The organism is Planococcus sp. TJ-201, from assembly GCF_058268495.1.
Map to the genome: position 1 here is coordinate 14,252 of NZ_JBZDOG010000009.1, position 24,585 is coordinate 38,836.

Genomic DNA, 24,585 nt, shown 5'->3' on the forward strand with positions numbered 1-24,585 from the left:
TGAAGCAAGATGAAAGTACTGGTCATTGGAAGAGGAGGGCGGGAACACGCCATCGTGCGTCAGTTCGCCAAATCACCATCCGTTACAAAAGTTTTTGCAGCACCGGGAAATGATGGAATGCGAGAAGACGCTGAAATAGCCGGGATTGATGAAATGGACTTTGCCGGTTTGGCGGATTTTGCTGAACAGCAGGGAGTGGACTTCAGTTTTGTCGGTCCTGAACAGCCATTGTCCCAAGGCATCGTCGATTTTTTTGAAGCCAAAGGGCTCCGCATTTTTGGACCATCTAAAGCGGCAGCTCAAATTGAAGGCAGCAAAGCTTTTGCTAAAGAATTGATGGAAAAATACAAGATTCCGACCGCAGGTTACGAAACGTTTACAGAAGTTGCTCCAGCAATTGCTTTTATCCGGCAGCACGGTGCGCCTATTGTCATCAAGGCTGATGGCCTCGCTGCCGGCAAAGGGGTTGTGGTGGCATTGACGGAAGAAGATGCGGTTAACGCGGTCAACGATATGCTGGCAGGACAAAAATTTGGCGGATCGGGATCCAAAGTGGTCATTGAAGAATTTTTGGATGGCGAAGAATTTTCATTTATGTCTTTTGTCTACGCTGGCAAAATTTATCCAATGGTTATCTCCCAAGACCATAAGCGTGCATATGACGGCGACCGTGGTCCGAATACCGGTGGCATGGGCGCTTATTCTCCAGTCCCACAAATTCCACAGGCGATTATTGATGAGACCTTTACAAAAATTGTGGAGCCGGCTGTCCAAGCGATGGCATCGGAAGGAACACCATTTAATGGCATTCTCTATACCGGCGTCATTTTGACAGAAAAAGGCCCTAAAGTCATTGAGTTCAACGCACGTTTTGGAGACCCGGAAACTCAAGTAGTGTTGCCCCGGATGACTACCGATTTTGGTGTTTTTATCGATACGGTTTTAAAGGGCCAGCAAGCTCCACTCGAGTGGGACGATCAAGCGATGCTTGGAGTGGTCATTGCGGCAGATGGTTATCCAGAGGCAGTGGAAAAAGGTGCTCCTTTGCCTGAATTGACCAAGCTTTCAGGAGTTGAAGTGACTCATGCTGGAACAAAGCTGTCGAATGGCAGCTATGTCGGCAATGGTGGCCGTGTGCTGCTTGTTTCTGCAAGCGGACCGTCTATCCACAGTGCTCAGGAAAAAGTCTATGAGCAGCTCGAAAGTTTGCATTGGAACGGCTTTTTCTACCGCACCGATATCGGATGGCGTGCAAAATAATTTTATATATGCTATAATCTTAAATGACACAAATTCGACAAGAAGCTGTGTCATTTTTGTTTTATTGCCTGCCCTATAGGTGATAAAAGCCAAAGTTGAGGATTTTCAACAGCCCACGTTTACCTCTATTTAAACTCCAGAATGGCAAACCCGTTACGACCTCAGAAACAAAATTAGCAGGGCATTAAAAATTGAAGGGAGACAGATTATGAATTGGTATGAAAAATTAAATCAGTATTTTCCAGTTGAAGAAATGAAGTCAAAAGAGCACATGGATGCATTGCTTAAAGAAAAAGGCAGCGTCTACTACAAAGATGAGGGTCCTTACCATGTCTTGATGTATGCAGAGTTTCCGAACTTTACCTTTGTGGATTATTTGTTTGTTGCAAAAGAATCCCGCGGCATGGGTCTTGGTAAAAAGACCTTGCAAATGCTAAAAGACAAAAACAAACCGATCATCCTGGAAGTCGAGCCGGTCAATTACGAAGACACGGACACGGAAAAACGTTTGCGTTTTTACGCGCGTGAAGGATTCGAACATGCGTCCTCAATCGGCTATTGCCGACGTTCTTTAGCAACAGGTGAAGAAAATTCCATGGAAATTTTGTACTGGACTCCGAGCGGAGAAACAGAAGAACAGATTTTTGAAGGAATGCAGAAAATGTATCAGGACATTCACACTTACAAAGACGAACAGTTCTACGGAGAATCGTATGATTCCGTTTCGGACGTGTTAACTTTTCAAGAAGAAGAGAAAAAAGATGTCTTGAAACCATTCAGCGATCCAATCAATAATTAATCTAAAATCCACGCCCAAAGCGTGGATTTTTTGTGTCCCCGTTAATCAGAATGTTCCCTTTTTTAAAGGGGATAACTGTATTTCAGTGTATAATTATGCTACGATATTAAGTATTGAAATAGCAGAAAGAAGGTGCTGACAAATGGTAAATCCTCTATGGAAGAACACTGAAATTCGAAATCAATTAAAAATCGTCACAAAGGAAGTTGCACCAAATCTAGTGTTGACCAATGCAACTTATCTCCACGGGATCTTTAAAAAATGGGTAACAGGGAACATCTGGATATCGAATGACCGAATCGTTTATGCTGGAAAAGAGATGCCAAAAATCGATGACTCTACTGAAGTAGCAGACATGACGGATAAATTTATTGTGCCAGGTTACATAGAACCCCATGTTCATCCTTCTCAATTATACAATCCTCAAAGTTTTGCAGATTATGCAGCTCAAGGCGGAACGACGATGTTCCTCTCCGACAACTTGACATTTTTTTTAGCGCTTGAAAATGAGAAAGCGTTTTCATTGCTGGATCAACTGAGGGAGTTGCCTTTTAGTTTTTACTGGTGGACTCGTTTTGATTCGCAAACAGAGTTAACTGATGAAGATCAACTATTCACTTCGAAATCTGTTGGGGAATGGCTTGATCGCCAGGATGTATTATTGGGTGGAGAGTTAACCGGCTGGCCCAAACTGATGGCGGGCGACGACCAAATGCTGTACTGGATTCAAAAAGCCAAAATGGGTCTGAAGAAAATTGAAGGGCATTTCCCGGGTGCCTCGGAAAAGACATTGGCCCGCATGCGTTTGCTTGGCGCAGATGGCGATCACGAAGCAATGACAGTAGATGAAGTAGAAATGCGCTTGCTTCATGGCTATGGCGTAACGCTTCGGCATTCATCCATCCGGCCAGATCTTCCCAATCTGCTAAAAGGGATTGTTGAGCGGGACTTGAACGTCTTTGACAAGCTGATGATGACAACGGATGGCTCAACCCCGGCTTTCCATTTGGATGGCGTCATGGACCTGTGCATTAAAATTGCACTTGAAGCGGGAGTACCGCCGATTGATGCATACATGATGGCGTCTTACAACGTGGCACGTTATTACAATGTAACCAGCCTGCATGGATTGATTGCGACAGGCCGCTACGCCAATTTGAATATTCTCGATACGCTGGAAAATCCAGTGCCTTCGGGAGTGCTCTCCAAAGGAGTCTGGCTGAAAAGAGATGGTGAGAAAGTCCAATCATTGCCGAATATCGATTGGTCAATTTTGCCGGATCTTGACATCGACTATGAACTGACAGATGACGATTTCCAATTTTCAATGCCTTTTGGGATTGAAATGATCAACGATGTCATTACAAAACCATATACAGTTAGCGTGGACAGCCACGATTCCGATTTATCAAAATTGCATGATGAAAGCTTTTTAATGCTTATTGATAAAAAAGGGAAATGGCGCGTTAATACCTTGATCAAAGGCTTTGCACCGGGATTGGACGGTTTCGCTTCTTCGTATACGAATACAGGCGATATCATTTTGATCGGCAAAAGCCGGAGTGACATGTGGCTGGCTTTCAATGAATTGAAACGCCTGAAAGGCGGAATCATTCTGGCTGAGAACGGTGAAATTGTACAATCTCTTCCGCTTCCTCATGGAGGTGTGATGTCGGATCTGCCGATGGAACAGTTGATCGAACAGGAAAAAGAGCTGAAAAAAGCACTCAAAGAACGAGGCTATAAGCATGGCGATGCTGTTTACACACTGCTGTTTTTGCAAGCAACTCACTTGCCGTATGTCCGCATCACGCAAAAAGGAATTTACGATGTCATGAATAAAAAAATCTTATTTCCGGCGTTTATGAGGTAAAGTCCGATGAAAAATTTTGCGTTCATTATGGGAATCCTACTGGTGCTCGCGGCATTTACTGCAGGATTTTGGCTGATTTTAAAGGAAGACCCTGTTGAAGAACCGTCAATAAATGACGCTTTGACTATTGCTCCTTTCACGGGAGAAGAAGCGGTGCCGCCGGCAAATCGGCGAACGGTTATGGCAGTCATTAATAACCATCCGGATGCCCGTCCGCAAACAGGGCTTGCAGAAGCAGACATCGTTTTTGAAATGATTGCCGAGTATGATGTGACGCGTTTTGTAGCGCTTTACCAAAGTGATTTTCCGGATGTGTTCGGTCCTATCCGCAGCGCCAGGGAATATTTCGTCGGGCTTGCTGCTGCTTACGATGCTTTTTTTGTGGCTCATGGCTACAGTCCTGATGCACGCGTAATGCTGGAATCTGGAATAGTCGACCATGTCAACGGCATCCAGCATGATGGAACGCTTTTTCAGCGATCATCTGATCGCATCGCCCCTCACAATTCTTATATTACACTTGAGAATATCGAAGCAGCGATGGAAACTGTGCAGGCTTCTCCAGAATACAGCGGAAACTCGCCTTATTATTTCTCTGGCTCGGCTGAAAATGATAAACTTGAGGAACAGGCTCTTTCGGTGAGGGTGGAGTATGGGACAAACGAGCTGTTTTTCAGTAACTTTACATACGATGGCCAATCGCATCTGTACAGCCGATCGTCCGGCGGCATACCGACAACCGATAAAGAGACCCTGGAAACAGTTGAAGTTTCCAATGTCCTGGTTTTTGAAGCGCAGCACCAAACTGTCGATTCCGAAGGGCGCCAGTCAATCGATTTGGCCAGTGGTGGAAATGCACTGCTCTTCCAAGGCGGCGGTGTTCGTGAGATAGAATGGAGTTCGTTTGACGGAATGCTCGTGCCAACTATGGACGGCGAACCCGTGAACTTGGCACCGGGGAAAACTTGGATTCACATTGTCCCATCTTCCCCTGGTATGGAAAGCTCCGTCAGCCATACGCCATGACGATCAGAGCAATGAAAGGATGTTGAAGCTGCATGCAAGTTGATAAAATTAAAGGCCATCAAACCGATCAATTGATCGAAGCCGTGTTGGCTTTGAAGGATAAAGAAGAAGCCTATCGTTTTTTTGACGATTTGTGCACGATCAGTGAAATTCAATCAATGTCACAGCGGTTGGAAGTGGCGCATATGCTTCGCATGAAAAAAACGTACGAAAAAATAAAAAATGAAACAGGCGCCAGCACTGCCACCATCTCCCGTGTCCGCCGCTGCCTGAACTACGGCAATGACGGCTATGATGAAATGCTGGGCCGTCTTTATCCAGACGAAAAACCGTTCGAACTGCCAAAAGACTGAACAGAGAACCGACTCTGTTCGGTTTTTTTGTTATAATAAATTGATAATAAATGATGCAAAGTTGGGTGAAACGAGATGGATTTCAAAACATGGCGGCATGTCTTTAAATTAGATCCGGCAAAAGCGATACCGGATGGACATTTGGAACGAATTTGCACATCCGGGACCGATGCCATCTTGATTGGCGGCAGCGACAATGTCACACTCGACAATGTCCTTCATTTAACGGAGCGTGTACAAAGTTATGGCCTTCCGATGGTACTGGAAGTGTCCACCATTGATTCTGTGGCACCGGGTTTTGACTATTATTTTATCCCGACAGTACTCAACAGCGAGGACCCCAAGTGGATTAAAGGACTTCATCATGAAGCAATCCGCGAGTATGGAGAAATTTTGGACTGGAGCGAACTGATCCCGGAAGGCTATTGCATTTTGAATGGCGACTGCAAAGCAGCCCGATTAACTGGTGCCAAAACAGATTTGGCTGCGGATGAGGTTTTGGCTTATGCTCGCCTGGCTGAGCATTTTTTCCGGCTGCCCATTTTTTACATGGAATACAGCGGCATATATGGAGATATGAACCTGGTTCGCAAAGTGAAAGACGTGCTGGCTGAAACCCGTTTATTTTACGGTGGCGGCATCGATTCAGCTGGCAAAGCAGTTGCTGCATTAAACGTTGCAGATACCATTGTGGTTGGCAATATTATTTATGAAGATATCGATAAAGCGATTAATACCGTAGAGGCAGTTGCGGAAACGGCTGACAAATCGTTATAATAATAAGAACGAATGTTCGAGGTGGTGCACAATGGAATTGATAACGAAGAATTTATTGAACGGAATGAACCCGGAACAAGCAGAAGCAGTTAAGACGACTGAGGGGCCCCTATTGATTATGGCCGGTGCAGGATCCGGGAAAACACGGGTACTGACGCACCGGATTGCTTATTTGGTGCTTGAAAAACAAGTTTACCCATCCAATATACTGGCGATTACGTTTACTAACAAAGCGGCGCGTGAAATGCGCAACCGGATTGACGGATTGCTTGGGCATGGAACGGGCCAACGCATGTGGGCTTCAACGTTTCACTCGATGTGCGTGCGGATTTTGCGTCGTGACATCGACCGCTTAGACATGTCCAGAAACTTTTCAATCTTGGATACGACCGACCAATTGACGGTCATCAAAAATGTCCTGAAGCAGCAAAACCTGGATCCGAAAAAATACGAGCCCCGGACAATGCTCAATGCCATTTCGTCGGCAAAAAACGAATGTATTGATGCCACACAGTTTGCTGCAGACATGAATCAATTTAACCCGTATGAAAAGACCGTATCTGATGTTTATACAGCATATGAGAAAAGATTGAAGAAAAACCAATCGCTTGATTTTGATGACTTGATTATGACGACCTTGAATTTATTCAATATGGTCCCTGAAGTGCTGGAATATTACCAAAACAAATTCCACTACATCCACGTGGATGAGTACCAGGATACCAACAACGCCCAGTACCAGCTGGTCCAGAAGTTGGCTAGCAAGTTCAAAAATATTTGCGTGGTTGGTGATTCGGATCAGTCGATTTATCGCTGGCGCGGAGCGGACATCACCAACATCTTGTCATTTGAGAAAGATTACCCGAATGCTAAAGTGATTATGTTGGAGCAGAATTACCGCTCAACAAAGCGCATTTTGCAGGCTGCGAACGATGTAATTCAGAAAAACACCAGCCGCTATCCGAAAGAATTGCGGACCGACAACGACGAAGGACCGGCGATCACCTTGCACAAAGCAGGAGATGAACGTCAGGAAGCACAATTCGTTGTGCAAACCATCCAACGATTAATGGATGAAGAAAATTACAAGACCTCGGATTTCGCTATTCTTTACCGTACCAACGCCCAATCACGGATTATGGAGGAAATGTTCGTCAAATCGAATATGTCCTATACGATTGTCGGTGGAACCAAGTTCTATGACCGCAAGGAAATCAAAGATTTATTGGCGTATTTGCGGCTGATCGCAAACAACGACGATGATTTGTCGTTAGCGCGTGTTATCAATGAGCCAAAGCGTGGAATAGGTGCCACTTCTTTTGAAAAAATGGCGCGTTTTGCGATTGAACAGGATCGCACCATCATGGATTCATTGCAAGAAGCTGACTTTATGGGGCTGACCGCAAAAACAGCGCAAACGGCACTGGAATTCCGCACCATGATTGATAGCTTTACGCAAATGCAGGAATATTTATCGGTCACAGAGTTGGTGGAGGAAGTACTAAAAAAATCAGGCTATCGCCAAATGTTGCAGGCTGACAAAACGATTGAAGGTGAAAGCCGTCTGGAAAACTTGGAAGAGTTTCTATCGGTCACCAAGGCATTTGAAAAGCAAAGCGATGACAAATCACTGGTTGCCTTCCTGACGGATTTAGCGCTTATTTCAGATATTGATTCTTTGGATGATGAAGAAGATGCAGACGGTCCGATTATTTTGATGACAATGCATGCAGCAAAAGGTTTGGAATTCCCTGTCGTCTTTATTATCGGACTGGAAGAAAACGTCTTTCCGCATGCCCGTTCGAATAATGACGACGAAGAATTGGAAGAAGAGCGGCGTCTGGCTTATGTTGGAATTACGCGTGCTGAGAAACGGTTGTATTTGTCGCATGCATCTTCCCGCACGCTGTTTGGCAAAAGCAATTTCAATATGCCATCCCGCTTTATTTCGGAGATTTCGGAAGACTTGATTGAACAAACCACAGCGCATCACCGTGCCGGTGCAGTTACAAGCTATAAACAAGTTCCAAAACGGGCAGCGGTAACACGTCCAGGCTACAACCAGTCGGGTGGAGAAAAGCTTGGCTGGAAAACCGGTGATCGGGCAGTGCATAAAAAATGGGGTACCGGTACGGTCGTTAGCGTCAAAGGCGAAGGCGAACAAACCGAACTGGACATTGCATTCCCAAGCCCTGTCGGCATCAAACGGCTGTTGGCCAAATTTGCGCCGATTGAAAAAGTATAATCGGGAGGAAATTTTATGGATCGCATAAAAGCGGAAGAACGCGTAAACGAATTAAATGAACTGCTACGGAGCTATGGCCATGCCTATTATGTGCTGGATAAGCCGGCTGTTCCCGATGCTATCTACGACCAACTATTGAATGAATTGATCCAGTTGGAGACCCTTTACCCTGATTTAGTGTTTCCGGACTCTCCGACTCAACGCGTTGGCGGAACTCCAATTTCCGCCGTTGCCAAAGTAACGCATGCCCGTCCGATGCTCAGTTTGTCCAATGTCTTCGGGGAAGAAGATTTGCAGGAGTTCGACAAACGAGTACGCAGCGGGGCAGGCGACGGCATCGAATACGTCTGTGAGCTGAAGATTGATGGCCTGGCGGTGTCGCTCATGTACGAAGACGGCAAGTTTGTCAGAGGGGCTACGCGTGGGGACGGGAGCATAGGGGAAGACATTACGGTCAACCTCCGGACCATCCAGTCAATTCCGTTAAGGCTGAAACAGCCGGTTACGCTTGAAGTGCGCGGTGAAGTTTTTATGCCGAAAGGATCCTTCCTGGCTTTGAATGAACAGCGGGCCGAAAGGGGCGAAGAACTGTTTGCCAATCCGCGCAATGCCGCGGCAGGATCGCTGCGCCAATTGGATCCGAAAATAGCAGCAAGCCGCAATTTGGATGTCTTCATTTATGGAATTGGCGGCGACGGAGAAACTTACGGCTTGTCCGAACATGATGAGTCGCTCAGTTACCTTTCGGAGCTCGGATTTAAGACCAATGAAGAACGGAAGGTTTGCACGAGTGTAGAAGAAGTTTTGGCATATATTGAGAAATGGACAGAAAATCGTACTAAGTTATCTTACGAAATCGACGGCATCGTCATTAAGGTCAATCGTTTTTTGCACCAGCAGGATCTGGGGTTCACAGCGAAAAGCCCGAAATGGGCCACAGCATACAAATTTCCTGCAGAAGAAGTGATGACAACGGTCCGCAATATTGAATTAAGTGTTGGCCGAACAGGTGTAGTGACACCAACGGCCATACTGGATCCAGTTTCTGTTGCAGGCACAACGGTGCAACGGGCTTCTTTGCATAACGAAGATTTGATCAAGGAAAAAGATATTCGCATCGGCGACAAAGTCATTATCCGAAAAGCGGGAGATATCATTCCAGAAGTGGTTTCAGCCATCGTGGATCAGCGGACCGGAGATGAGCTGCCTTTCGAGATGCCGACCCATTGTCCGGCGTGCGACAGCGAGCTTGTCCGCATCGAAGGGGAAGTCGCTCTTCGTTGTGTCAATCCGCAATGCCCCGCACAAATTACGGAAGGGCTGATTCATTTTGTTTCCCGCAATGCTATGAATATTGACGGACTGGGTGAAAAAGTGATTGAACAGTTATACCGCGAAGGCCTGATTCGAGACATTTCCGACATTTACAAGTTGACTAAAGAACAGCTGTTAGAGCTGGACCGTATGGGCGACAAATCAGCTTCCAACTTGATTTCGGCCATCGATGCTTCCAGAAGCAATTCAATGGAAAAACTGCTGTTTGGCCTTGGCATCCGCCACGTAGGGGAACGGGGTGCACGTATTTTGTCCGAGCATTTTGGCACAATGGAGCAGCTGATGAATGCATCAAAAGAAGAGTTGGTTGACATCCATGAAATAGGTGAAAAAATGGCCGATTCCATCGTTGCTTATTTTGATAACGAAGAAGTTCGGGCATTGATGGAACGTTTGCGCGAGGCTGACGTCAATTTAACATACACCGGCACACGGATCCGCGTAGAAGCAGGAGCCAATGCATTCGCAGGCAAAAAAATCGTTTTGACCGGCAAGCTGGAGCAATTGACCCGGCAGGAAGCCAGCACGCAAATCGAAGCGCTCGGCGGCAAACTGTCTGGAAGCGTCAGCAAAAAGACCGATTTGCTGATTGCCGGCGAAGAAGCTGGTTCCAAGCTCGATAAGGCGCTGGAGCTGAAGGTGGACATCTGGGACGAAGAACGTCTCGTTGAGGAATTGAACAAATAAGGGGATTTTATATGAAACGCATATGGTGGGTTCCAATCAGCTTGCTGCTGTTGACGGGATGTGTTCCTTCCGGGACCGATGAAGAAGCGGAAGTAATAAATGAGGAAGAAGAAGTAGAGACGGCAATCATTCCAAGCATGCAGCTGAATGATCAGTTTTACCGTACTCTTCTGCCATATAAAGAAAGTGCCACGCGAGGGAAAATCGTCAATCGCTTAAACTCTCGCTATGACATTGCCGAGACTGAAAATGGTTTGCTGCGGTTGTCGCAAAGACAATTTTCACCTGACGATTATTATTTCCAGGAAGGCCAAAAGATTACCGATGAAGATGCGACTGCCTGGTTGCAACGGGCCAGCAGTGACAATGCGGCTGGCCTGAATGCAGCTGACGAACGCACACCGGCACAAAGAGAGGCCGGCGATCGGCCGCCTGCCGAAATACTGGCACACGTCATTGAACAAAACTACTTGGTGAAGACCGATGACGAAACCATCCGGCTTGGCGGCATTTCAGTAGGCTTGGCGCTAAACTCGGTGTATTACAGCTCTGAAGAAGGTATTTCCTATGAGGAAGAAATTCCGCGTGAGCAGATTGAACAAGAGGGCAAGCGTATGGCGGATGAAATCGTCAAGCGCTTGCGTGAAAAAGAAGGCCTTGGCGATGTGCCGATTGTTGTGGGGCTTTTCGAACAAAATTCACGCAATGCCATGGTGCCAGGCACTTACTTCTCATATGGTGCAGCTCCAGGCGGCGAGGCAGCTGTAGCGAATTGGACAGCAGTTAATGAAGCCTATGTACTGTTTCCAACGTCAGGTACAGATGAACGCTACCGGGATATTGATACGGCATTCCGCAATTTCAAGCAGGATGTCGAAATCTATTTTTCCAATTTCACGAGTGTAATTGGCACTGGATTTTATCAGGAAAATGAATTGATGGAATTGAAAATTGAAATTCCAATTCAGTTTTATGGAGCAGCTGAAGTAGTCGGCTTTACGCAATATGTGACAGGGCTGGTTGTTGAACATTTCCCTGAAAATGTACTGGTTGAAGTCAGTGTAACTTCGACCAATGGACCAGAGGCATTGGTCCTGCGGGAAGCGGGAGAAACTGAGCCGTTTGTTCACATTTACGAATAAGTGCATGAAAACAGGGATGGCCATGCGGCTGTCCCTATTCATTTTTTTAGAAAAATGTTATGATATAGCGTATGTTTACTGAATCCGGAGGTGTAGAAAAATGGCGAAAATGACTAAAGAAGAAGTGATCGAAGTCGCTCACTTGGCAAGATTGGCAATTACTGATGAAGAAGCGGAACATTTTGCAGATCAATTGGAAGCAATTACGAATGCAATGGAGTTGCTCAACGAATTGGATACAGAAAATGTTGAACCAACCACTCATGTTTTGCAAATGGTCAACGTATTGCGCGAAGACAAATCCATTCCTGGATTGGATCGTGAATTGGTTTTGAAAAATGTAAAAGAGCATGAAGGCGGACAAGTAAAAGTCCCAACAATCTTAGAGTAACGGAAGGAGGAACCGTAGATGTCATTGGTAGATAAAACAGCTGCACAACTGCAGGAAATGATACATACGAAAGAAACAACAATTGTAGAACTGACTGAACGAGCATTTGACCGCATCGAGGCCCTCGAGCCAAAAGTAGATGCATTTTTAGCATTGGACAAGCAACGTGCAACACAGCAAGCTGCTGAAATGGACAAAGTGCCGTTTGCTGAACGCGGCCCCTTATTTGGTTTGCCAATTGGCGTAAAAGACAATATCGTAACTGAGGGCCTAGAAACAACGGCTTCGAGCCGGATCCTTGAAGGATTTAACCCGATTTACAATGCAACCGTAGTAGAAAAGCTAAAAGAAGCCGGAATGGTAACCGTCGGCAAATTGAACATGGACGAATTCGCAATGGGTTCTTCCAATGAAAACTCGTACTACAAAAAAACAAAAAACCCATGGAACCTTGAAACCGTTCCAGGCGGTTCTTCAGGCGGCTCTGCAGCTGCTGTTGCAGCAGGAGAAGTACCTTTCACTTTAGGTTCGGATACCGGCGGCTCGATTCGCCAACCTGCAGCGTTCTGTGGTGTGGTTGGCATGAAGCCGACTTACGGACGGGTTTCCCGGTTCGGTCTGATCGCATACGCTTCTTCATTGGACCAAATTGGCCCAATCACAAGAACCGTTAAAGACAATGCGTTGCTATTGAACGCCATTTCAGGGCATGACGACAAAGATTCAACTTCTGCCAATGTGGAAGTTCCAGATTTCGCTGCTGCTTTGACAGGTGACATTACAGGATTGCGCATCGGCGTTCCAAAAGAATATTTTGCTGAAGGTGTCGGCGAAGCAGCAAAACAAGCTGTTCATGACGCATTGAAAGTATTGGAAGAGCGTGGGGCAATCTGTGAAGAAATCTCACTGCCGCATTCAAAATACGCATTGGCTACTTATTATTTATTGGCGTCATCTGAAGCATCTTCCAACCTGTCCCGTTTTGACGGAATCCGTTACGGATACCGCACCGAGAAAGCAGGAAGCCTGCTTGAGTTTTACATGAATACCCGTTCGGAAGGGTTTGGCGATGAAGTCAAGCGCCGCATCATGCTTGGCACATACGCATTGAGTTCAGGGTATTACGATGCTTACTACAAGAAAGCACAAAAAGTCCGTACCTTGATCAAAAAAGATTTTGACGATGCGTTTGAAAAATACGATGTCATCATCGGACCAACAACGCCGACGCCAGCATTTAAAATCGGCGAAATCATTGATGACCCATTGACAATGTACGCCAACGATATTTTGACGATTCCAGTCAATCTTGCGGGTGTGCCCGCAATTTCAATCCCTTGCGGATTCGAAAATGGCTTGCCCCTAGGGCTGCAGATTATTGGGAAATACTTTGATGAAGAAACGGTATACCGAGTTGCTGATGTATTCGAACAAGCAACTGATTTCCATAAAAAAACTCCTCAAACCTGGGAGGGAGCAGCACAATGAATTTCGAAACCATTATTGGGCTTGAAGTCCACGTTGAACTAAAAACAGATTCGAAAATGTTTTCTCCAGCACCTGCTCATTTCGGCGCTGAACCAAACACCAATACCAATGTCGTAGACCTTGGCTATCCAGGCGTTCTGCCGGTAGTCAACAAGCGCGCAGTCGATTGGGCGATGAAAGCGGCACTCGCATTAAACTGTGAGATTACCCGCCACACCAAATTCGACCGCAAAAACTATTTCTATCCAGACAATCCAAAAGCTTACCAGATTTCCCAATTCGACCAGCCGATTGGCGAACACGGCTGGATTGAAATTGAAGTCAAAGGCGAGAAAAAACGCATCGGCATTACACGCCTTCACATGGAAGAAGATGCAGGGAAACTGACGCATACTGGAAATGGCCATTCATTGGTCGACTTTAACCGCCAGGGCACACCGCTGATTGAAATCGTTTCAGAGCCGGATATCCGTACAGCCGATGAAGCTTATGCTTATCTGGAAAAAATCAAAGCGATCATTCAATACACGGGCGTTTCTGATGTACGCATGGAAGAAGGATCATTGCGCTGCGACGCAAACATTTCTCTTCGCCCATTCGGCCAAGATGAATTTGGTACGAAGACAGAACTGAAGAACTTGAACTCATTCAACTTTGTCCGCAAAGGCATTGAGCATGAGCAGGTTCGCCAGGAGCAGGTACTGCTTGCAGGCGGCATCATCGAGCAGGAAACACGCCGCTATGATGAATCGACTGGGAAAACCTTGTTGATGCGCATCAAAGAAGGATCTGACGATTACCGTTACTTCCCGGAACCGGATCTAGTCGACATTGTCATTGACGATGCTTGGTTAGAGCGTGTCCGTGCCGAAATTCCGGAATTGCCGGATGCCCGGAAAGCCCGCTACGTTTCAGAACTTGGCATGTCTTCTTATGACGCCATGGTGCTGACGCTGGCAAAACCGATTTCCGATTTCTTTGAGGCGACGGTAACTGCCGGCGCTGATGCGAAACTGGCTTCCAACTGGTTGATGGGAGAAGTATCAGCTTATCTGAATGCTGAGCAAAAAGAGCTGGAAGATACCGAGTTGACTCCTGAAGGTTTGGCTGGCATGATCAAACTGATTTCTGATGGTACGATTTCATCTAAAATCGCCAAGAAAGTCTTCAAGGAATTGATCGAAAAAGGCGGCGACGCAAACAATATCGTCAAAGCAAAAGGGCTTGTCCAGATTTCGGATGAAAACACCTTGCGTGAATTTGTTACTACGGCACTCGACAGCAACCCACAATCGATCGAAGACTTTAAAAACGGCAAAGACCGCGCAATCGGCTTCCTTGTCGGGCAGATTATGAAGCAAACAAAAGGGCAGGCAAATCCGCCGTTGCTCAATAAAATTCTTCTTGAAGAAATTGCAAAAAGATAAAGAACAGCTTATATGTGAGAAGATGGTCCGTTAGGGGCCATCTTTTTTTATGGGGTATAAAAAAGTACGGTTGTTAACAATCTTTTCGACGAAAGAAATCTGGACTGAATCTATCTGCGGGAACTAAGCTTAAACCAAAAGCGTCTTTTAAAAGATAGTTTTGTGTGCACTATACTCTGGTAAATCCGGGTTTTGGCATCTCTACCTTGAAGACTTTGCCGAGGAACAGTAAACTGGTAATAAAGACAAATGTAGCTAACTGGTACGTACTTTGTATAATAGTGGTAACAGAATAAAGATTTGAATGTATTAGATGAATAACACTGCCATGCCCAGTGCGGGAAACTAACTGAATGGCAAAGCAAGATAAGGGAGATGTGATTGTATGACGATGGAGCAAGAGTATTTCGAAAACGGCATTACTTTAGAAAGTTATATGGCTCAAATGGAGTCAAATCAACAAAAGTCTTACAGTATTTATGAAAAATTTAACCTTCCGGAAGATCCGGAATTTATGGCTTTGCTAAAAAACAAGAAACCTCACGTGTTGGTCATTACCGAAGACTGGTGCGGCGATGCGATGATGAACAATGCCATCCTGAGAAAAATAACAGATGGTGCTGGTTTAGCTGTCCATTGTGTATACCGGGATGAAAACCTGGAATTAATGGACCGGTATCTGACAAACGGCGGCCGCTCAATTCCCAAATACATTATTCTTTCAGAACAAGGCGATGTGTTAGGAGATTGGGGACCGCGAGCAGCTAAAGTCCAAGAGTTTGTCGATGAGAAAAAATCAGTGCTTCCTGAAAAAGATGACCCTCAATATGATCTACATATGAAAACAGTTATTGGCGAGATTTCGGATGGCTTTGTTTCTCACGAAGATTTTTGGCAAATTGTTTATGAAGATTTGCAAGAGGCATTTGAACGAGCGTTAGCATAAAATAAATTTAGCGGAATCCATCAAGGAAACCGTATTTTTTCTTATCTTTACAGAAAGTCCAGAAAGGCTGAATCTGATGAAACGTGCACGCATTATTTACAATCCTACTTCCGGACGTGAGCTTTTCCGGAAACACTTGCCCGAAGTTTTAGAAAAAATGGAGAAGGCTGGCTACGAAACATCCTGCCATGCAACCACCTGCGAAGGCGATGCTATTCAAGCTGCGACATTTGCTGTTGAGCGGAAGTTTGATTTGGTAATCGCTGTTGGCGGAGACGGTACGTTAAATGAAGTTGTTTCAGGAATTGCTAAATTTGAAGACCGTCCCAAAGTTGGCCTCATACCGATGGGAACAACCAATGACTTTGCCCGAGCGGTCCATATTCCGCGAGACATTACAAAAGCGGTGGACATCATATTGAAAGGGGATTCAATCCCCGTGGATATTGGCCTGATGAATGGCGACCGTTATTTTATCAATATTGCAGGCGGAGGCAGACTCACTGAATTGACTTACGAAGTGCCGAGTAAACTGAAAACCGTGCTTGGTCAAATGGCCTATTACTTAAAAGGCATTGAAATGATTCCTTCTATCCGTTCTTCGCGTGTACGCATTGAATACGATGGACAGGTTTTCAATGATAGTGCCATGATGTTTTTGATCGGGTTGACCAACTCAGTTGGCGGATTTGAAAAATTAGCGCCGGATGCCAGCATTAATGACGGTAAGTTTACGTTATTGATTCTTAAAGAACTTAACATGGCGGAGTTTATCCGCGTGGCTTCTTTAGCTTTGCGCGGGGAGCATTTATCAGACCCGCATGTGATTTATGCAAAAGCCAGTAAAATTACGGTAACTACCGAAGAGCGGGTGTTGTTGAACCTGGATGGAGAATATGGGGGGCTTTTGCCTGCTGTGTTCGAAAACTTAGCTGGCCACATTGAAATGTATGTGCCGATCGATTCTTTAAGCGAAAAAGACCGTAAATAAAAAGCTGGAAAACGGAGCTAATCCGTTTTCCAGCTTTTTTTGTTTGAAAGGAAAATCTTGCTTGCTGGAAGGCTTAAAGCAGTTCGATGGCTGTGTCCTGCTCTTCTGCCAACTGCGGCAGGTTTTTAATGGGTTCCCAGCGGAACAGCAAGGTCAATCCGTTGTCGCGGCCGTGGCTCTTAATAGTATGTTCAAACTGCTCAACCGGATCGCCTGTGTATTCAAAATGGAAAATGTTCCGTTCGTAAGCTTTATCCTGATGTTCAGGATAATACGTATACTTATGGATTTTGCCGACAAAATCAATTACTTCGCGGGGTAATCCTGTTTCTTCTTTCACTTCCCTGTACAAAGCATCGATTAACAGTTCATCGTCTTCAATGGTGCCGCCCGGTACTTGCAGCCCAACTTCGGGTTCGCCTTTGTACTCAAAGACAAGCAGTTCCCGGCTTTCTTCAACGCCTCTTGTGATATACGCAAATACTTTCCGTTTTGTTCTCATGATGCCTCACCCTTTTTCTTTATTATCTATAGAATACTAAAAATTGAGAAAAATTTCAATTCTATTTCCATTATCTCTGTCACAGCTTATTCAAAGTTTGGCTTAAAAACAAGGCTTGGGAGGCGTTTTGGAAAGTGGGTTTGATGTACAATAAGAACAAGAGTTACGGTAAATCACACGTTTGAAAAAAAGGAGACGAGTAGATTGGAATTTCAAGATCCGGCTTTTCTGAGTCGCATTCTAACGTTATTGACTTTATCATTCCATATTCTTTACGCAACGATTGGCGTAGGTGTCCCTCTCATGATTATGATTGCCCAGTGGGTGGGTATTAAGAAAAAAGATGAACATTACATTTTGCTGGCTCGCCGTTGGGCCAGAGGATTTGTAATTACGGTTGCAGTAGGTGTCGTTACCGGTACGGCAATTGGTTTGCAGTTATCGTTGCTGTGGCCAAACTTCATGCAATTGGCCGGTAATGTCATTGCTTTGCCATTGTTTATGGAAGTATTCGCATTTTTCTTCGAAGCTATTTTCCTTGGGATTTATCTTTACACATGGGACCGTTTTGAAGATCAACGAAAGCACTTCCTATTGCTTATTCCGGTTGCACTGGGAGCAGCTGCGTCATCTGTATTTATTACCATCGTCAATGCCTTCATGAACCAGCCGCAAGGTTTTGAAATATTGAACGGTGAAATGGTCAACGTCAGCCCGCTGTTGGCTATGTTCAGTCCAGCAGTGCCAACAAAAGTGGCGCACGTTATGGCCACGGCATTTATGACCAGCGCTTTTGTACTGGCTTCTATTGCAGCGCTTCGCATGTTGGGCGGCTCGAATCATATTTATCATAAAAAAGCATTATTTCTAACGATGAAATTAGGATTGGTATTTGCCATCGCTACCGCTTTGATCGGCGATTTTTCTGGTAAATACTTAGCAGAATATCAGCCGGAAAAACTGGCGGCTGCAGAATGGCATTTTGAAACAGAAGAAGATGCTGGTTTGGTTATGTTCGGTATTTTAGACGGCGAAGAGGTCAAGTATGCCATCAGAATCCCTTACGCACTGAGTATTCTGGCACACAGTGATCCGTTTGCTGAAGTGACCGGACTTAACGAATTCCCGGAAGATGAAAGACCCCCGCTTTGGATCCATTATCTTTTTGACACCATGGTGACCATCGGCATGTGGCTGGCATTCTTCTCGTTTGTTTACGTCGTTGCCGCTTTCCGCAATTGGTCGTTTATTCGCACAAGATGGTTCCGTTGGCTCACAGTGGCTGGAGGGCCTTTAGCGCTCATTGCCATTGAGGCAGGATGGTGGTTCACGGAAGTGGGACGCCAGCCTTGGATTCTTAGAGGCCATATGAGGGTAAGTGAAGGAGCAACCACCAGCGGAAATGTCGATTTGATGATTATTTTGTTTGCTGGCTTGTACCTTATTCTTGGTATCGGTACAGTCGTTGTCTTAACCCGGATGTACAAACGCAACCCGGTTGAAAAAGAGTTGGAGGCACGTAAATCCAGCAAGGGCGGTGAAGAAGAATGACATTAGAAATTATTGGCATATCCGTACTTTGGCTGTTTCTGTTTCTCTATGTCATCGTGGCGTCGATCGATTTTGGCGGCGGCTTCTTCAATGCTTATAGTGCGTTCGTTGGCAAACAGCATATTTTGACGGGAGTTATTCAGCGCTACTTGTCGCCGGTCTGGGAAGTGACCAATGTCTTCTTTGTGTTCTTCTTTGTCGGTGTCATTGGTTTTTTCCCGCAGACCGCTTTCTATTACGGCACAACGCTGCTGGTTCCAGCCAGTTTGGCGCTTATTCTGTTGGCAATTCGTGGTTCTTACTACGCATTTGCAACGTATGGCGCTAAAATCAATCATCGAGGCTACATTTATATGTACGGCTTGTCCGGTCTTTTGCTGCCGGCTGCCTTGTCGCCAGTACTCGCCATGTCTGAAGGCGGATTTATCTTTATGGATGACGGACAGCCTTACCTGGACTACTGGGCATTGTTCACAAGTCCGTTGATGTGGAGCATAGTGGTTTTGAGTTTGACTGCAGTTCTCTACATTTCATCGGTTTTCTTGACTTGGTATTCCGCTAAAGCCGGTGATGTGAAAGCTACTGATTTGATGCGCAAGTATGCATTGGTTTGGGCGGCTCCTGCCATCATCACAGCGACCGGAATTATCTATGAATTGCGCAGCCACAACCCTGAGCATTTTGCGCGTATTCTTGATTTGTGGTGGGCATTTGCCGTATCGTTCCTATTGTTCGCTGGAACGGTCTACTTGGTTTGGAAAAAGCGCCATTACGGGTGGGCTTTCATACTGCTGGTAGGACAGTTCTTTACCGCGTTTTTCGCATACGGCGCGTCGCATTATCCGTATTTGCTGTATCCGTATTTAACGATCTACGACAGCTTTACAAATGAAGCCATGGCAATTGCGCTGATCATTGCGTTTATCGCAGGCCTTTGCCTGTTGCTGCCATCGCTTTACTTGTTGTTCCGTCTGTTCTTGTTTGATAAAGATTACATTGAAGGCAAATCGGATTATCACGCATAGAGGAGGAATTGTTTATGCAGGATTTCATGATATTTTATGCACCATTTCTGGTGTTGTTCGGAGCCATCATTTTTGGTTTCTGGTTCTCGCTGAAAGATGGTCCCGCCACCAAAGACCGGGACTAAGAGCGCGTGCAGGCTTTTGCCTGCCGCGTTTTTTCTTGTTTAAATAAAATTTACAACTCTTTGTTTATTGTCTAGACTTTAGTGCCCAAATTCTAGGGTCATAAGCCATTCTGGCTATGCGGCTGAAAACATGCCACTTCGCCAGAATGTCTTATGCCCGTCGAATTTAAGACGGGCACTTTCGCTTTTCTTGTTGTATGATAAGTAGATGTGAAATGGAGTGAATAGTTTTGAAACCAGTGAATAAAAATGATCGGATCACGGTCCATGTAGAAGACTTAACGCATGACGGTGCGGGTGTAGCGAAAGTTGACGGCTACCCGTTATTTATCCCAGGCGCTTTGCCGGGAGAAGATGTGTTGGTCCATGTAGTAAAGACGTTGAAATCTTATGGCTTTGCGAAGCTCATTGACATACAACAAGCTTCACCTTTTCGTGTGGCTGCACCTTGCCCGGTGTTTGATACGTGCGGCGGCTGCCAGATTCAGCACCTTTCTTACGAAGGGCAGATGACGTTCAAGCAGAAATTGGTACGCGATGCTATTACCCGTATTGGTAAGTTGCCGGACGTGCCAGTTCATCCGGTAAAAGGTATGGATGATCCGTGGCGTTACCGCAATAAATCTCAGATTCCATTTGGTACGCAAAACGGCAACGTGGTGGCCGGATTTTATCAGCCGCGTTCGCATGACATTGCAGATACGGATATTTGCCTCATCCAGACACCGGAAGCAGACGCTATTATGGTGTCGTTGAAAAAGAATTTGGCTGAACTAGGAATCGAACCATATGAAGAAGCGACCCACCGCGGAATGCTGCGCCATGTAGTTGTGCGGAAAGCCCGGGCGACTGGAGAAATTATGGTAGTACTCGTTACTAAGAAAAAGAAATTCTCACAGGCAGCACGTGCGGTTGAGTTGATTCAAAAGACAGTTCCAGAAGTGACATCGATTGTCCAAAACATCAACACAGAAAAAACCAATGTTATTTTTGGAGATGAGACCTTGACGCTTTGGGGCAAAGACGTGATAGAAGACCAAATCGGCGATGTCCGTTTTGAAATATCCGCACGTTCTTTCTACCAGATCAATCCCGAGCAGACAGAAGTCCTTTACGGGCAAGCGCTCCAATATGCGCAATTGACCGGCCAAGAAACCGTCATTGATGCGTACTGTGGCATCGGAACGATTTCACTGTTTCTCGCACAGCGCGCTAAATTTGTCATGGGTGTCGAAATAGTTCCGCAGGCGATTGAAGATGCAAAGCGGAACGCTGAGTTGAACAGCTTATCCAATACGCTGTTCGAAGCGGGGCCTGCTGAACAAGTCATACCGCGTTGGTACAAAGAAGGCAAGAAGGCAGACGTATTGGTCGTTGATCCGCCAAGAAAAGGTTGTGATGAACAATTGCTGCGGACCATCCTTAAGCAGCGCCCGGTGCGCGTGGTTTATGTATCCTGCAACCCGGCAACCTTAGCACGTGATTTGCGGATACTGGAAGACGGCGGGTACCGTACGAAAGAAGTGCAGCCTGTTGACATGTTCCCGCAATCCACACATTGTGAAGCAGTAGCTTGGCTGGAACTGGCGTAACAAAAAGACCCAATCAGTGTTTCAGGCTGATTGGGTCTTTTTACTTTCAGTCAAAAATGATATTTTATTCAGTTACAGGTTTTAAGCAAACAGAGTATAGGGTAAAGAAAAAGGAGTGCTTCTAAAAGGAGAGAACGATGAAAATGGAACAGATACCAGAGTCAAAATTCACAGACAAACGTGAAACCGTCATTCAAGGGTTGGTCGAACAGAATATCTTTAAAATTAACGGACGCCAACTATATGAAACTTCACTTTACGAACTGCTGAAAACCTATACAGAAACTAACCAAGCCGGCTGATGCCGGTTTTTTTGTGGATTTTGCTGTATGAAATAAAACTGAGGAGCAGGTTGAAGCACGATCTACAGGAAGTAAAGTGCCCGCACTGGCTGGAACTACACATCACTATTCAATTTAGGTAAACCTTATTTAGATTTAGGAGCGAAGCCATTGAGGCTTTGCTCTTTTTAGTTGATGTCGGCTAAATGTTTCCAAATTTGCTCGATCATAATCGACAGTTCCGATTCGATTCGATCGTCATTGGCGAGTGTCGTCAGAACGCTTTCAATCAATACTTTGCGTGGCATCTCTGCTGCCAGTTCACTTGAAAGAAATTGTGTCAGCTGTTTGATATTTTCCTGATTTTTTAATTTTAGCGCGTACTGTTCAAGCAAAGGAGAAAGCTCTTCTAGGGTGATGTCGTCAGCTGGCGTGGCGAGCGGCAGTTTCAACTCTCCGAAAAAAGTATCTTTTGCTGCTATTTGAAGAGCAATTGTTGCTTGCAGTCGACGAATAACGAAAGAAGAAAGTTTGTCTGCTGGCAAATTCTCGACAGATACAAGACGCCATAGGTGAATCAGTTGTTGAACGTATCCATGGACAAATGCTGCATTTTCCAAAGCATACGGTGCTGCCTCTTTACCGAAAACATCGACGATTCGCGAAGAAATCCATTCCATTTCCAATGAATACTGTTTGACGGAAAAGGATTTCAACTCCGGATCTTGCGAATAGAAAATGCTTTCGTAAAGCGCGAACAGGTTTTTTTCAAGGTTCAGTTTGATGCGGATATACAATTGTTCGGCCAAAACTTCCGGATCGTTGGCAGACATTCCAACAGCAGCTGCCATCCGCCGCTGCCGGATTTCGCTGCCAATCGATTCCATGATTGCCATGAGGCATTCGGATTTAGAACCGAAATAATTGTAAAACGTTCCTTTCGATACTTTAGCTCCATCCAAAATGTCTTGAATAGAAGAAGAGTTATAACCTTTATTGATGAAAAGCTCGTAGGCTGCATTTAAAATTTGTTGTTTTTTCGGATTCATTTACCTCACCTTTATACCGTTAGTATACTTTTATTATAGCTTAAAAAACCTGTTAAATCAATGTTTCGTAAAATTTATAGCAATATGCTTGAATTAAATGTACAGCAGGTATAGAATAATGCAATGGAGAAATAGACAAAAATAAACAGTATTATTTACGGAGGAAGCATGAATATGAACAATCAGAAAAAAACACCTTATGGCATTATAGCCATTCTCTTTAGCGGCGCATTTGTCGCCATCTTTAATCAAACCTTATTAAACATTGCATTGCCTGAAATTATGCTGGATTTGAATATCGACGCTTCTACAGCGCAATGGCTCGTAACAGGCTATATGCTGGTCAACGGGATTTTGATCCCGGCCAGTGCTTATTTTATTCAGCGCTACTCGAACCGCTCTATTTTTATCGTCGCGATGTCGCTGTTTGCGCTCGGAACCTTACTGGCGGCAGTGGCTCCTATATTCAGCATCTTACTAGTCGGAAGAATGATTCAAGCGGCTGGCGCTGCCTTGATGATGCCTTTATTGATGAATGTTATGCTGGCCGCTTTTCCAGTTGAAAAACGCGGATCTGCGATGGGCGTGTTCGGCCTGGTTATGGTTGTTGCACCTGCAATCGGCCCGACCTTATCCGGATTTATCGTTGAGCACTATTCGTGGCGCGTGCTTTTCTGGGTAGTCTTGCCGGTCGCTTTAATTCCACTAGCGTTGGGTATTTTCAAATTAAAAAACCTGACATTTCAAAACAGAGAAATATCGCTTGACAAAGCTTCGTTGGCACTTTCCAGCTTAGGTTTCGGCGGTGTGTTATATGGATTTAGTTCGGCAGGGACGCTGGGTTGGAGCGATCCGGTAGTTGTGGCAACGATTGTGATTGGTGTCATATCGCTGATTGTTTTTGGTTTGCGCCAGTTGAAATTAGATGAACCTCTGCTGGAAATTCGAATTTACAAATACCCGATGTTTGCCTTGTCATCAGCGATTTCAATCGCACTTTCCATGTCGATGTTCTCAGCGATGATCTTAATGCCAATTTATATTCAGACCATTAAAGGAATCTCGCCAATCGATTCAGGTTTGCTGATGCTTCCCGGCGCTTTGGCCATGGGCTTGATGTCGCCGATTACCGGGCGGCTGTTTGACCGGTTCGGCGCAAAAGTGCTGGCTATACCGGGTTTGGCAATTGTGGTCATCACTACCTATATGTTCAGCCAACTAAGCTTGGACTCCAGTTACATTAGCATCATGCTGATGTACACGCTGCGGATGTTCGGCATTTCGATGGTCATGATGCCTGTTATGACAAACGGCTTGAATACATTGCCGATGAAATCCTATCCGCATGGAACGGCAATCAACAACACCTTGCAGCAAGTGGCCGGTGCGGTTGGTTCTGCTTTCCTTATTACCATTATGAACACACGTACCGATTCAACAGCACAAACCTTGGCAGCGGAAGGGGCTGCTCCTGAAAGCATCATGAACATTGCCATGCTTGACGGTATTAACTTTGCCTTCTTCGTATCGACGTTTATCGCTTTGGTGGCATTGGTCTTAGCGTTCTTTATTAAAAAACCGGTGCTACAGGCAACGGAAACAGAAAAAGAAGTTGTTTATAGACAACAAGAAGCAACCGAATAATCTAGGAGGCCAGCCGCTGGTAAGGCTGGCCTTTTGCGTATCAAAAAAGGCGTTAAAACAGCTAATATGGTACACT

22 protein-coding genes are annotated in these 24,585 nt (G+C 45.3%); 20 read left to right on the forward strand and 2 right to left on the reverse strand.

Going from position 1 to position 24,585, the window contains the following annotated elements; translation table 11 throughout:
• The first annotated feature begins 9 nt into the window (after nucleotides 1-9).
• The 14 genes from purD (at nucleotide 10) to AC4EG4_RS17135 (ending at nucleotide 16,740) form a co-directional block, all read left to right on the forward strand.
• Complete coding sequence (purD, locus tag AC4EG4_RS17070; protein ID WP_490988507.1) at nucleotides 10-1,260, forward strand: phosphoribosylamine--glycine ligase; 1,251 nt, start codon at nucleotides 10-12, stop codon at nucleotides 1,258-1,260.
• Nucleotides 1,261-1,468: 208 nt separating this feature from the next.
• The gene (locus tag AC4EG4_RS17075; protein WP_490980032.1) at nucleotides 1,469-2,059 is read left to right on the forward strand and encodes a GNAT family N-acetyltransferase; all 591 of its coding nucleotides are present in this window, start codon (nucleotides 1,469-1,471) and stop codon (nucleotides 2,057-2,059) included.
• A 142-nt stretch (nucleotides 2,060-2,201) separates the two neighbouring features.
• A complete protein-coding gene (locus AC4EG4_RS17080; protein ID WP_490980031.1) occupies nucleotides 2,202-3,932 on the forward strand; it encodes an adenine deaminase C-terminal domain-containing protein in 1,731 nt (576 codons plus the stop codon).
• Between the two features lie 6 nt (nucleotides 3,933-3,938).
• On the forward strand, nucleotides 3,939-4,958 hold the full coding sequence (locus AC4EG4_RS17085) for a DUF3048 domain-containing protein (RefSeq protein ID WP_490980030.1): 1,020 nt from the start codon (nucleotides 3,939-3,941) through the stop codon (nucleotides 4,956-4,958).
• A 32-nt stretch (nucleotides 4,959-4,990) separates the two neighbouring features.
• Nucleotides 4,991-5,311 (forward strand): YerC/YecD family TrpR-related protein, encoded by a 321-nt coding sequence (locus AC4EG4_RS17090; RefSeq protein WP_490980029.1) that lies wholly within the window; start codon nucleotides 4,991-4,993, stop codon nucleotides 5,309-5,311.
• A gap of 75 nt (nucleotides 5,312-5,386) precedes the next feature.
• Entirely contained in the window at nucleotides 5,387-6,088 is a 702-nt protein-coding gene (gene pcrB / locus AC4EG4_RS17095; protein ID WP_490980028.1) for a heptaprenylglyceryl phosphate synthase, read from the forward strand.
• A 31-nt stretch (nucleotides 6,089-6,119) separates the two neighbouring features.
• Nucleotides 6,120-8,333, forward strand: a complete 2,214-nt coding sequence (gene pcrA / locus AC4EG4_RS17100) for a DNA helicase PcrA (protein WP_490980027.1) — start codon at nucleotides 6,120-6,122, stop codon at nucleotides 8,331-8,333.
• A 15-nt stretch (nucleotides 8,334-8,348) separates the two neighbouring features.
• The gene (gene ligA, locus AC4EG4_RS17105; RefSeq protein WP_490988508.1) at nucleotides 8,349-10,355 is read left to right on the forward strand and encodes an NAD-dependent DNA ligase LigA; all 2,007 of its coding nucleotides are present in this window, start codon (nucleotides 8,349-8,351) and stop codon (nucleotides 10,353-10,355) included.
• A gap of 11 nt (nucleotides 10,356-10,366) precedes the next feature.
• Entirely contained in the window at nucleotides 10,367-11,497 is a 1,131-nt protein-coding gene (locus AC4EG4_RS17110) for a CamS family sex pheromone protein (RefSeq protein ID WP_490988509.1), read from the forward strand.
• A gap of 100 nt (nucleotides 11,498-11,597) precedes the next feature.
• A complete protein-coding gene (gene gatC / locus AC4EG4_RS17115; RefSeq protein ID WP_215102732.1) occupies nucleotides 11,598-11,888 on the forward strand; it encodes an Asp-tRNA(Asn)/Glu-tRNA(Gln) amidotransferase subunit GatC in 291 nt (96 codons plus the stop codon).
• Nucleotides 11,889-11,906: 18 nt separating this feature from the next.
• On the forward strand, nucleotides 11,907-13,376 hold the full coding sequence (gene gatA, locus AC4EG4_RS17120) for an Asp-tRNA(Asn)/Glu-tRNA(Gln) amidotransferase subunit GatA (RefSeq protein WP_490988510.1): 1,470 nt from the start codon (nucleotides 11,907-11,909) through the stop codon (nucleotides 13,374-13,376).
• The gene (gene gatB, locus AC4EG4_RS17125) at nucleotides 13,373-14,803 is read left to right on the forward strand and encodes an Asp-tRNA(Asn)/Glu-tRNA(Gln) amidotransferase subunit GatB (protein WP_490980024.1); all 1,431 of its coding nucleotides are present in this window, start codon (nucleotides 13,373-13,375) and stop codon (nucleotides 14,801-14,803) included. Before gatA ends, gatB begins: the two co-directional genes overlap by 4 nt.
• 385 nt (nucleotides 14,804-15,188) lie before the next feature.
• Nucleotides 15,189-15,749: a thioredoxin family protein gene (locus tag AC4EG4_RS17130; protein WP_490980023.1), complete on the forward strand. Its 561-nt coding sequence runs from the start codon at nucleotides 15,189-15,191 to the stop codon at nucleotides 15,747-15,749.
• 76 nt (nucleotides 15,750-15,825) lie between these two features.
• Nucleotides 15,826-16,740 (forward strand): diacylglycerol kinase, encoded by a 915-nt coding sequence (locus tag AC4EG4_RS17135; protein ID WP_490980022.1) that lies wholly within the window; start codon nucleotides 15,826-15,828, stop codon nucleotides 16,738-16,740.
• A gap of 73 nt (nucleotides 16,741-16,813) precedes the next feature.
• Here AC4EG4_RS17135 and AC4EG4_RS17140 read toward each other — a convergent pair whose 3' ends face one another.
• A complete protein-coding gene (locus AC4EG4_RS17140) occupies nucleotides 16,814-17,242 on the reverse strand; it encodes an NUDIX hydrolase (RefSeq protein WP_490980021.1) in 429 nt (142 codons plus the stop codon).
• Nucleotides 17,243-17,446: 204 nt separating this feature from the next.
• Here AC4EG4_RS17140 and AC4EG4_RS17145 point away from each other — a divergent pair, with 204 nt between their 5' ends.
• The 5 genes from AC4EG4_RS17145 (at nucleotide 17,447) to fbpA (ending at nucleotide 21,837) form a co-directional block, all read left to right on the forward strand.
• Nucleotides 17,447-18,793, forward strand: coding sequence for a cytochrome ubiquinol oxidase subunit I (locus AC4EG4_RS17145; protein ID WP_490980020.1), 1,347 nt, complete (start codon nucleotides 17,447-17,449; stop codon nucleotides 18,791-18,793).
• The gene (locus AC4EG4_RS17150; protein WP_490980019.1) at nucleotides 18,790-19,818 is read left to right on the forward strand and encodes a cytochrome d ubiquinol oxidase subunit II; all 1,029 of its coding nucleotides are present in this window, start codon (nucleotides 18,790-18,792) and stop codon (nucleotides 19,816-19,818) included. Before AC4EG4_RS17145 ends, AC4EG4_RS17150 begins: the two co-directional genes overlap by 4 nt.
• A gap of 14 nt (nucleotides 19,819-19,832) precedes the next feature.
• The gene (gene cydS, locus AC4EG4_RS17155) at nucleotides 19,833-19,943 is read left to right on the forward strand and encodes a cytochrome bd oxidase small subunit CydS family protein (RefSeq protein WP_394122031.1); all 111 of its coding nucleotides are present in this window, start codon (nucleotides 19,833-19,835) and stop codon (nucleotides 19,941-19,943) included.
• Between the two features lie 230 nt (nucleotides 19,944-20,173).
• Complete coding sequence (rlmD, locus tag AC4EG4_RS17160; protein WP_490988511.1) at nucleotides 20,174-21,535, forward strand: 23S rRNA (uracil(1939)-C(5))-methyltransferase RlmD; 1,362 nt, start codon at nucleotides 20,174-20,176, stop codon at nucleotides 21,533-21,535.
• 143 nt (nucleotides 21,536-21,678) lie between these two features.
• Nucleotides 21,679-21,837 carry a Fur-regulated basic protein FbpA gene (gene fbpA / locus AC4EG4_RS17165; protein WP_490980017.1) on the forward strand — a complete coding sequence of 53 codons (159 nt, stop codon included), beginning with the start codon at nucleotides 21,679-21,681 and terminating at the stop codon, nucleotides 21,835-21,837.
• 167 nt (nucleotides 21,838-22,004) lie between these two features.
• Here fbpA and AC4EG4_RS17170 read toward each other — a convergent pair whose 3' ends face one another.
• On the reverse strand, nucleotides 22,005-22,865 hold the full coding sequence (locus AC4EG4_RS17170) for a TetR/AcrR family transcriptional regulator (RefSeq protein WP_490988512.1): 861 nt from the start codon (nucleotides 22,863-22,865) through the stop codon (nucleotides 22,005-22,007).
• A gap of 174 nt (nucleotides 22,866-23,039) precedes the next feature.
• On the opposite strand from AC4EG4_RS17170, the gene AC4EG4_RS17175 reads away from it, so the two are divergent.
• Nucleotides 23,040-24,509: an MDR family MFS transporter gene (locus tag AC4EG4_RS17175; protein ID WP_490980015.1), complete on the forward strand. Its 1,470-nt coding sequence runs from the start codon at nucleotides 23,040-23,042 to the stop codon at nucleotides 24,507-24,509.
• The last annotated feature ends 76 nt before the right edge of the window (nucleotides 24,510-24,585 follow it).

What these genes read in the sequence shown, in the direction of transcription:
- purD (WP_490988507.1), top strand. Translation starts at nt 10, where the DNA reads ATGAAAGTACTGGTCATTGGAAGAGGAGGGCGGGAACACGCCATCGTG.
- AC4EG4_RS17075 (WP_490980032.1), top strand. Translation starts at nt 1,469, where the DNA reads ATGAATTGGTATGAAAAATTAAATCAGTATTTTCCAGTTGAAGAAATG.
- AC4EG4_RS17080 (WP_490980031.1), top strand. Translation starts at nt 2,202, where the DNA reads ATGGTAAATCCTCTATGGAAGAACACTGAAATTCGAAATCAATTAAAA.
- AC4EG4_RS17085 (WP_490980030.1), top strand. Translation starts at nt 3,939, where the DNA reads ATGAAAAATTTTGCGTTCATTATGGGAATCCTACTGGTGCTCGCGGCA.
- AC4EG4_RS17090 (WP_490980029.1), top strand. Translation starts at nt 4,991, where the DNA reads ATGCAAGTTGATAAAATTAAAGGCCATCAAACCGATCAATTGATCGAA.
- pcrB (WP_490980028.1), top strand. Translation starts at nt 5,387, where the DNA reads ATGGATTTCAAAACATGGCGGCATGTCTTTAAATTAGATCCGGCAAAA.
- pcrA (WP_490980027.1), top strand. Translation starts at nt 6,120, where the DNA reads ATGGAATTGATAACGAAGAATTTATTGAACGGAATGAACCCGGAACAA.
- ligA (WP_490988508.1), top strand. Translation starts at nt 8,349, where the DNA reads ATGGATCGCATAAAAGCGGAAGAACGCGTAAACGAATTAAATGAACTG.
- AC4EG4_RS17110 (WP_490988509.1), top strand. Translation starts at nt 10,367, where the DNA reads ATGAAACGCATATGGTGGGTTCCAATCAGCTTGCTGCTGTTGACGGGA.
- gatC (WP_215102732.1), top strand. Translation starts at nt 11,598, where the DNA reads ATGGCGAAAATGACTAAAGAAGAAGTGATCGAAGTCGCTCACTTGGCA.
- gatA (WP_490988510.1), top strand. Translation starts at nt 11,907, where the DNA reads ATGTCATTGGTAGATAAAACAGCTGCACAACTGCAGGAAATGATACAT.
- gatB (WP_490980024.1), top strand. Translation starts at nt 13,373, where the DNA reads ATGAATTTCGAAACCATTATTGGGCTTGAAGTCCACGTTGAACTAAAA.
- AC4EG4_RS17130 (WP_490980023.1), top strand. Translation starts at nt 15,189, where the DNA reads ATGACGATGGAGCAAGAGTATTTCGAAAACGGCATTACTTTAGAAAGT.
- AC4EG4_RS17135 (WP_490980022.1), top strand. Translation starts at nt 15,826, where the DNA reads ATGAAACGTGCACGCATTATTTACAATCCTACTTCCGGACGTGAGCTT.
- AC4EG4_RS17140 (WP_490980021.1), bottom strand. Translation starts at nt 17,242, where the DNA reads ATGAGAACAAAACGGAAAGTATTTGCGTATATCACAAGAGGCGTTGAA.
- AC4EG4_RS17150 (WP_490980019.1), top strand. Translation starts at nt 18,790, where the DNA reads ATGACATTAGAAATTATTGGCATATCCGTACTTTGGCTGTTTCTGTTT.
- cydS (WP_394122031.1), top strand. Translation starts at nt 19,833, where the DNA reads ATGCAGGATTTCATGATATTTTATGCACCATTTCTGGTGTTGTTCGGA.
- fbpA (WP_490980017.1), top strand. Translation starts at nt 21,679, where the DNA reads ATGGAACAGATACCAGAGTCAAAATTCACAGACAAACGTGAAACCGTC.
- AC4EG4_RS17170 (WP_490988512.1), bottom strand. Translation starts at nt 22,865, where the DNA reads ATGAATCCGAAAAAACAACAAATTTTAAATGCAGCCTACGAGCTTTTC.
- AC4EG4_RS17175 (WP_490980015.1), top strand. Translation starts at nt 23,040, where the DNA reads ATGAACAATCAGAAAAAAACACCTTATGGCATTATAGCCATTCTCTTT.